The organism is Microcystis sp. M109S1, from assembly GCF_020247025.1.
In the GTDB taxonomy this organism is placed as follows: Bacteria; Cyanobacteriota; Cyanobacteriia; order Cyanobacteriales; family Microcystaceae; genus Microcystis.
Map to the genome: position 1 here is coordinate 1 of NZ_JADBRW010000106.1, position 8536 is coordinate 8536.

At 42.8% G+C, this 8536-nt stretch carries 11 protein-coding genes; 7 read left to right on the forward strand and 4 right to left on the reverse strand.

From position 1 onward, the window contains the following. Positions 1-548, reverse strand: a 548-nt coding sequence (locus tag IM322_RS05075) for an IS630 family transposase (RefSeq protein WP_287713127.1), incomplete at its 3' end; no start/stop codon positions are given. A 389-nt stretch (positions 549-937) separates the two neighbouring features. Here IM322_RS05075 and ndhC point away from each other — a divergent pair. Genes ndhC through IM322_RS05090 form a run of 3 tightly spaced genes read left to right on the forward strand, consistent with a single transcriptional unit; the run spans position 938 to position 2595 of the window. Continuing rightward, the gene (gene ndhC / locus IM322_RS05080; protein ID WP_002739390.1) at positions 938-1300 is read left to right on the forward strand and encodes a photosynthetic/respiratory NAD(P)H-quinone oxidoreductase subunit C; all 363 of its coding nucleotides are present in this window, start codon (positions 938-940) and stop codon (positions 1298-1300) included. Between the two features lie 47 nt (positions 1301-1347). Continuing rightward, a complete protein-coding gene (gene ndhK / locus IM322_RS05085; RefSeq protein ID WP_271991212.1) occupies positions 1348-2091 on the forward strand; it encodes a photosynthetic/respiratory NAD(P)H-quinone oxidoreductase subunit K in 744 nt (247 codons plus the stop codon). Continuing rightward, the gene (locus IM322_RS05090) at positions 2092-2595 is read left to right on the forward strand and encodes an NAD(P)H-quinone oxidoreductase subunit J (protein ID WP_286826451.1); all 504 of its coding nucleotides are present in this window, start codon (positions 2092-2094) and stop codon (positions 2593-2595) included. 102 nt (positions 2596-2697) lie between these two features. Here the strand turns inward: IM322_RS05090 and IM322_RS05095 are convergent, their stop codons facing one another. Further along, on the reverse strand, positions 2698-4203 hold the full coding sequence (locus tag IM322_RS05095; protein ID WP_287674784.1) for a UbiD family decarboxylase: 1506 nt from the start codon (positions 4201-4203) through the stop codon (positions 2698-2700). Between the two features lie 180 nt (positions 4204-4383). Between IM322_RS05095 and IM322_RS05100 the strand changes: the two genes are divergently transcribed. After that, a complete protein-coding gene (locus tag IM322_RS05100) occupies positions 4384-5478 on the forward strand; it encodes an AAA family ATPase (RefSeq protein ID WP_287674786.1) in 1095 nt (364 codons plus the stop codon). After that, entirely contained in the window at positions 5471-6172 is a 702-nt protein-coding gene (locus tag IM322_RS05105) for a DUF3226 domain-containing protein (RefSeq protein ID WP_287674787.1), read from the forward strand. The genes IM322_RS05100 and IM322_RS05105 overlap by 8 nt, the downstream gene beginning before the upstream one ends. Positions 6173-6224: 52 nt before the next feature. Here the strand turns inward: IM322_RS05105 and psbV are convergent, their stop codons facing one another. Next, a complete protein-coding gene (psbV, locus tag IM322_RS05110) occupies positions 6225-6710 on the reverse strand; it encodes a photosystem II cytochrome c-550 (protein ID WP_287674789.1) in 486 nt (161 codons plus the stop codon). Between the two features lie 128 nt (positions 6711-6838). Continuing rightward, complete coding sequence (locus IM322_RS05115) at positions 6839-7045, reverse strand: hypothetical protein (protein WP_002735525.1); 207 nt, start codon at positions 7043-7045, stop codon at positions 6839-6841. Positions 7046-7459: 414 nt separating this feature from the next. On the opposite strand from IM322_RS05115, the gene remA reads away from it, so the two are divergent. Continuing rightward, positions 7460-7729, forward strand: a complete 270-nt coding sequence (gene remA / locus IM322_RS05120; protein WP_002737924.1) for an extracellular matrix/biofilm regulator RemA — start codon at positions 7460-7462, stop codon at positions 7727-7729. 12 nt (positions 7730-7741) lie between these two features. Then, complete coding sequence (gene gmk, locus IM322_RS05125) at positions 7742-8296, forward strand: guanylate kinase (RefSeq protein ID WP_287674790.1); 555 nt, start codon at positions 7742-7744, stop codon at positions 8294-8296. The last annotated feature ends 240 nt before the right edge of the window (positions 8297-8536 follow it).

Below are 8536 nucleotides of genomic sequence, written 5' to 3' on the forward strand. Positions count from 1 at the left end.
CTTGGGATTAAATACCAGAGTGTTTTTCGTGTTTTTGGCTGAACAAACCCGTAAACATATAACCATTCATAACGAGGATGCACCAGGGCAGAAGGCCTTTCTCCTATTGGAGCCCAGACTTTTCTAATGATTGGTTTTAAGCCAACTCGATGTTCGTCAAAGAACCAGACTTCTACTTGAGAACTGGTAAATTTATCTCTTAATTCTTGGACTTTTATTGGTAAATTTTGCTGGAATTTTTCTTGTTCAACTGGGTCTCCCTTTTCATGTTTTGGACTGGGTTTTTGACAAGAATATCTCGACTTTTTTAGGTAATCCCATCCCCTTTGATTCCAAACTTTTTCTCGCCTCGTTTCCTTTTCTATCCATCTGGCTACCTTCGGTCCTGTCCAGATTCCTCCATCCGCAGGACGTTCTTTCAGTTCTTCTTTTAATTTTTGAAATTGTTCTTCCTTCAATAAAGGTTCTTTTCCTCTCCGATGTTCCGCACTTTTTTTCTTGAGATTTTTAACTCCTTCTTCTCCTAATTCATTATATCTTTTGAGAATTCTAAAACTATAGTACCGTAGTAAGTAGCCATGGCTTAATTCTCCTGTTTAGTTGCAGATAGTGGCCAATATGCACTCTACTCCCCCCCAGACTGTATCATACGCTACAATTTAATAAATTTTTACATTTATCCCCATACCAGACCCTCTCCTCTTAGTGCGATCGCTGCTTTGGTCGGCTCCTAATTTAGACTGCCTATCGGAAATTTTAGTACAAATGCTCGAACTGGCAACTCCAGCACTCCCGTACAATCTTAACGAGCAATCTAGTTGACATCCTCAATGCTGCTTTTGAGAAGGAGACGGGTTGCTAAAGCCTCTATAATAAGTAGCCATAGAGATGCCGACAACTTCCCCTGTCGATAGCGAATAAGGAGAAAAAAAAACCAGTGTTTGTCCTCAAAGGTTACGAGTATTTTCTAGGATTTCTGCTCGCTTGCAGTTTAGTACCAATCCTATCCCTAACGGCCTCCAAAGTCCTGCGGCCTAGTGGTGGTGGTCCGGAAAGACGCACCACTTATGAATCGGGGATGGAACCGATCGGCGGTGCTTGGATTCAGTTTAACATTCGTTATTATATGTTTGCCCTCGTTTTCGTGGTTTTTGACGTGGAAACCGTCTTTCTCTACCCTTGGGCAGTAGCTTTCAATCAATTGGGCCTATTAGCTTTTGTAGAAGCACTGATCTTTATTGCTATCCTTGTGGTTGCTCTCGTCTATGCTTGGCGGAAAGGAGCCTTAGAATGGTCATAACAGCCATAATTTTCCTTATTTTTGACTTTTCATGAGAGGATAACCCGATGAGTCCCAACCCTACCAGCGAATTTAAGCAAATTATCGAACAACAAAGCGAAAAAATCCTCAATCCCATCGAACGCACTAAAGTTACCCAGGATTTATCGGAAAATGTCATCCTTACCACCGTTGATGACCTGTATAACTGGGCGCGTTTGTCAAGTCTTTGGCCGATGCTATACGGTACAGCTTGCTGTTTTATCGAGTTCGCAGCCTTGATTGGTTCCCGTTTTGATTTCGATCGCTTTGGTTTAGTTCCCCGTTCTAGTCCCCGGCAAGCCGATTTAATCATCACTGCTGGTACAGTCACCATGAAAATGGCCCCCGCTTTGGTGCGTCTGTATGAAGAAATGCCGGAACCTAAATACGTTATCGCCATGGGTGCCTGTACGATTACGGGGGGAATGTTCAGCAGTGACTCCACCACTGCGGTTAGAGGGGTAGATAAACTTATCCCCGTGGATGTCTATATACCCGGTTGTCCCCCCCGTCCGGAAGCGATTATCGACGCGATTATTAAACTGCGGAAAAAAGTCGCTAACGAATCTATTCAAGAACGCGGGACTGTCCTCCAGCAAACCAATCGTTATTACAGCACCACCCATAAAATGCAGCCCACGGAACCGATTCTTACGGGTAAATATCTGCAATCGGCCACCCGTCAAGCACCTCCGAAAGAGTTACTAGAAGCCACCGGTATGCCTGTTCCCCCCGCTCTTTTGACCACGAAACAAAAGGAAGAAATCTAAATGACTGAAGAAACGACAGCTATTGTGCAAGCTGGCCCCACTTCGATTTGGTTAAGCGAAAATGGTTTTGATCATCAAGCTTTAGAAGCTGACCATAGTGGTGTGGAATTGATTAAAGTAGAAGCAGACTTTTTAATTCCTCTGGCCACTGCTTTATACGCTTATGGTTTTAATTATCTCCAATGTCAGGGTGCTTACGATTTGGGACCGGGGAAAGAATTAGTTAGTTTCTATCATCTAGTCAAAGTAACCGATAATGTCGATAGTCCCGTGGAAGTGCGCTTAAAAGTCTTTCTTCCCAGAGATAATCCCAGGGTTGCCTCGGTGTACTGGATTTGGAAAGCAGCTGACTGGCAAGAACGAGAAAGTTATGATATGTTCGGCATTATTTATGAAGGACATCCCCACCTGAAACGGATTTTAATGCCGGAAGATTGGGTCGGTTGGCCTCTACGCAAAGATTACGTTTCTCCCGAATTCTACGAACTACAGGACGCTTACTAAGTCGATAATTTAATCAGTAATATCGGGTTAGAAGATATTTCTAGCCCGATTTTTTTGAGATTTAGGGACAAGATAAGCTATTGAGTATTTAGTCGGTTAAATCTACATTTCGTAGCCAAACTTATTGGCATCCACTTCTTGTAAATTAATATCGATTAAACCGTATTCTAACCAGCGTTGGGAAACCTTGAGTGCCATGGCAGTATCCGACTCCAAAGGTTCCCCCCATTCGTGGTCAGTTTCAGGATACATTTTAGTGGTGGCATCAATTCCCATTCTCCCCCCCAAACCGACCTTTTCGCTGGCAAAATCGAGGCTATCAAAGGGGGTTTCCGGGAGAATAAACACATCGCGAACCGGATCCACTTTAGAACTAATTGCCCAAACCACTTGCCGGGGGTCGCGAATATTAATCTCCTTATCGACGACGATGACAAATTTAGTATAGGTGAACTGGGGTAAGGCACTCCAAAAAGCTAAGGCCGCTCGCCGCGCTTGTCCAGGATAGGCTTTATCAATGGAGATAATCGCCGCTTTATAGCTTAAAGCCTCCATAGGTAGGAAAAAATCCCTGATTTCCGACACCTGTTGCCGTAAAATCGGTGTATAAATACGATTAAGAGCGATAGCCATCATCGCTTCTTCCTTGGGAGGACGACCGCTAAAAGTGGTTAAATAAATGGGGTCGCGACGATGGGTCATGCAGTGGAAATGAATCAGGGGTGAATCTTCCACACCGCCATAGTAACCCATGTGATCACCAAAGGGTCCATCTGGCAATACCTCTCCGGGAGTAATTGTTCCTTCCAGGACGATTTCTGAGTCGGCCGGCACTTCCAAAGCGAGGGTTTTACACTTGGCTAACTGTACCCCGGAACCGCCGTACAATCCCGCAAACAGCCATTCTGAGAGATCTACGGGGATAGGAGTGGCGGCGGCCATGATAATCAGAGGATCAACCCCTAAAGCGATGGCTATTTCTAATTTTTTGCCCATTTGTGCCGCTTTTCGCAGGTGACGCGCCCCACCGCGCACGGATAACCAGTGGACGGTCATGGTATTGTGAGACTGTAGCTGTAAGCGATAGACACCGACGTTAGGGGTTCCCGTTTCGCAATCTTTAGTAATTACTAGCCCTAGAGTGATAATCTGGCCTGCATCCCCCGGATAGGGGCGAATCATCGGAATTTTCTTTAAATCTACTTCATCCCCTTCTAAAATCACCTGTTGACAGGCAGGGAAAAAGTTACGGTTGGGTTTGGCTTTCAGCACATCAAATAAAACTTTACCAAAATCGATCGCTTGGGAGAGTTTTTTCGGGGGTTTCGGTTGTTGCAACAGGGCGAGTTTTTTGCCTAAATCTTCCAATTCTTCGGGTTTATTCAGGTTCATCGCCCAACAGATGCGTTCTACCGTTCCCATCAGGTTAATAGCGACGGGAAACTCTGCTCCTTGCACGTTTTCAAACAGTAGGGCCGGTCCCCCCACCTGTAGCATCCGATTAGCGATCTCGGCAATTTCTAAATCGGCAGAGACCGATGCACTAATGCGGCGTAATTGCCCACGATCTTCTAAAAGCTTAATAAATCCTCGTAAGTCTCTAGCCATGATGAAGAAATGTAAATAAATCCCTGTCTCTATTATCTCTTAGGGCGGCAGTTTCCGTCAGGGATAGTCACCGTTTTGAGAGTTTGAGGCGATTCTCGTCTAGAATTAAGTAAAAAAATCCCCATCTCGCCAGGGTCATTCCTACCCCTAAGTTTATGCTTATCCAGCCCAGAGGTCAACATGATTAAGGATATTGAAATTAGTAATTTTAGATGTTTTGAGCATACCAAAATTGAAGGTTTTGAGCGAGTTAATTTAATTGGTGGTAAAAACAATTCAGGGAAAACTGCCTTGTTAGAGGCAATATTTTTATATAGTTATCCCTATCCAAATACTATTCATCCCTACATCAGAGGAATCATTCGTAAGGAATCTTTAGCAGTTGTTCCGACTATTCCTAAAAATGCTTGGGATAATTTATTATTCAATCTTGATAGAAAAAATATTATTGAGTTAAAAGGCTCCCAATCTAATCAAGGAGATAAATTGGTAAAAATATCGATTTCCGATTCTCTTAAAGATAGTCTTCTAGGTCGCCCTGAAGATTGGCAACAATTATATAATTTTATCGCTAAAAATAAATCGGTTATTTCTATCTTAAATATACAAACAATTTTTGACCCTGAGAATGACTCAAAAGATAGTCAACTGAACTATTTTTTAATTGCTAGTTCTGAGGGAATACTAGCTTTACCTGATGCGGGTGATGAGGAACCAGTAATCATTGCCGCATCTGTCAATAAATCTTTGGAAGAATTGAGCGAGTCCTATACTAAAATAGTTTTTAATGAACAGGAAGAAGAAGTGCTAAAAGCTCTACAAATTCTCGATCCGTCCATTGAGAAAATAGAAAGTTTTTTTCTGGGCGAACCAAATTTATATCTGAAAAGAAAAGAGAGAAAACGCCTACCTGTATCTCTTTTTGGTGAAGCTATTAATCGTCTGATAGAGATAATTATTACTCTGCTGCTTAATCCGCAAAAAATCATTTTTATCGATGAAATAGAAAATGGTCTTCACTATACTGCTTACCCAGATATTTGGAAAACTTTATTCCGATTAGCTATGGAACTAGATAGCCAAATTTTTGCCACAACCCATAGTTTAGAGATGATCCAAGCTTTTGCCGATGTGGGGTTAGAATATTATCCAGAAGAGGGGGCCTATTTTGAACTAGCCAGAAGTCCCAGAACTGATAAAATTATCGGTATTAAAAGACAATTAAGCACTTTAGAGTACGCCTTAAAACATGGCAATGAGGTGAGAGGTGAGTAACTTATTAATCGTCGAGAGCAAGAATGATAAAATTTTTATCGAAGCCCTAGTGAAATACTTAAATATTAACAAAATTCAGTTAGATAAACCGATTTGCTTTGAGGAAGATGACTATAAATGTTTACAGGGTTTAGATCAAGCTAAATTAACCAGCACTTTCGATGAAATTAAGGCGACTATTCGTAAAAAAGCTATCCCTAAAGTTGGTATTATTATCGATCAAGATTCTGATACTAAGACAGAGCGACTAAATTGGCTTAACGATTGTCTAAAAAAGGTTTATCCAGAAGCGGAAGATATTAGAGAAACCAGTCAGCTTTATAGATTGACAACAATAGAAGATCAAATCACAGAATTTGCTTGTTATTTTACCAATGTGGACGGACAAGGAGAACTAGAAACAGTTCTCAAGAAGATTAAAAGTCAAGATTCCACCTATGCGGATTGTTTAGAAGACTGGAGAAATTGTTTAAACAAGCAAGAAAAATCGATTAAAGACAAAGATTTTGATAAGTTTTGGATTAGTAACTATATACGATTTGATACCTGTTCCACAGCAGAAAAAAAACAAGCTGGCAGTAAGTGCAGTATGAATGGATTTGATTATGTTATGAAACATAAACCTCATATTTGGAACTTTGAGCATGAGGTATTAAATGAACTCAAAGAATTTTTACAACTATTTGCTGTCTAATCAAAAATCCCCCTAGAAATCTAGAGGGATCGAGGGATATATGGAGTGCAATTTAGAAGTAAATTGTCCCACCCCAGCGCTCGTCTAGACGGGGAGCAACCAACAGATAAGCGGCGACGTTATACACATCATCTTCGGTCAGATTGCGTAATTCTGGGAAGATATCGGGACGGCTAACATTGGGATGGAATTCGCTCAGATCATCTTCACCATCGTAACTGGTGGGATGTTCTAGATAATCAATCAATGCTAACAGATTATCTCTGGGGGGTTCCGCTTTTGCCAGATCGGCCAGACCCAAACTGACATTATTATTAGTTTTGGTTTTACCTTGCAGGTGGCACTTAGTACAATTGGCGACAAAAAGTTTCTGTCCTTCCGTCGCTTGCTCGGAAGTCAAAGTCACCGCTCCCCCCGCATCATTGAGGGTGATGGTGAGGGTTTTTTCATCGAGTTCTAAGGCACTAGCGCCGTTAAGATTGAATTGTAATACAAAAAAGACTACAGCGATCGCTGCCACAATCAAACGTTTGATCATTGTTCTCCTACTCGCAATTGTTCCAAGAAAGGGGATTTTAAGGTGACTAAAAAATTTTCTCCTCTGGGAGGGTGTCGATCGATTCTAAGTGATCACGGACACCGAGAAGATCGCAGTTGGGAATAAAGTCAAGGGGACGTTTCCGTTTTCGAGGCGGTTACTCCTGAGCGTTGGGATAAAATCAGTGAGATAATTGCTTTAGCATCTTCTAGGGCGAGATTAGTCTGCCGATCTTTATAGGAGATGCCTAATTGGTCGCAAAGTGACAACACAGATTCATCGGCCAGATCGTACTCTGCCGCAATATCAGCGATCGATAGATCAGCAAAACCCATAGTCTAACGCACCCACCAAGGATAGAGAATACTTATTAGTTACCATAATTATCATGCCATTGCTGGGGACATTCTTCACAGTGATCAGTGATCGGTCGTCAGTTATCAGATGTGAGTTTTCAGTTCACTGATTACTGTTTACTGTTTACTGATCACTGAAAAAAAGCTCCCCGCACCCCACACCCCATCACCCCAGACCCTCAAAATTCCCTAATTTTCCCGACTTTTGCCTTTTTGTTCCCTAAGATAGAGACTCGTGTAAACAAATTTAATTAAAATCGCAAAAAACCTGAAAAAATACTAAAATGTGATTAAGAATGTTATTTTTAGCGTTGTAAGGCTAAATCTTTCTCGATAACATTGTAATCATACCTCCACACTCTTTTGTACAAAGGACTGCACCTTTGTTAACTTATGGATATACAACTGATCAACATCGGCTTCGGTAATATTGTTTCCGCTAATCGGGTTATCGCCATCGTTAGCCCGGAATCTGCTCCTATCAAACGCATCATCAGTGATGCTCGGGATAAAGGCTGTTTAATCGATGCTACCTATGGAAGACGGACTCGTGCGGTGATCATCACCGATTCTAGTCATGTAGTGCTGTCGGCCATTCAACCAGAAACCGTGGCTCACCGTTTCGTGGTCAACAAGGAAGCGCCTGTTAATAGTAGCAACTAAGTTATTAACCCCATGCAACCCGGTCAATTAATTGTCATTACTGGCCCTAGCGGCGTGGGCAAGGGTACGCTAGTCCGGCATTTACTAACTCGTTTCCCTAACCTCTACCTGTCCGTATCCGCCACTACGCGCCCACCTCGACCGGGTGAAATTGAGGGGGAAGATTACTACTTTATCGACCGTCCCAGTTTCGAGGAGAAAATGGCAGCTGGACAATTTCTGGAATCGGCCGAATACGCGGGCAACTACTATGGGACACCCCAATCAGCGATCGCCGCTCAATTAGCAACAGGCCAGACCGTAATTCTAGAAATCGAATTAGAGGGAGCCAGACAGGTCTGTCAAAGCTTCCCCGAAGCGAGGAGAATCTTTATCCTACCCCCCAGTTTCGAGGAATTAGAACGTCGTTTGCGCGGCCGGGGCAAAGATGCCGAAACAGCGATCGCCCGCCGTCTAGAGCGCGCCCAAGAAGAATTAGCCGCCAGCGAGGAATTCCCCTATCAAATCGTCAACGATGACCTAGAAACCGCCCTAGATGCCATCGAGAAGATTATTTTTAGCCGTTAGCTGTTGGGGGTTAGGTGTCAGTCCTCGGTCGTCAGCCTTGAATCAGTTATCAGCTTCTGAAGGCAAGAGGCAACCATACCCCAACCCCCCCCCGACGTCGTAGGGCTGTTTCATTCTCCCATCAGAATATCAAAAGTAAAAGCGATCACCGTCAGGTAAAATGAGAAGTGACCGCCAACCTTTAAAATATATGTTGAGCTTAATAGAAAAACTGAAACAAGTCAAGGACTTTCGGAAAGA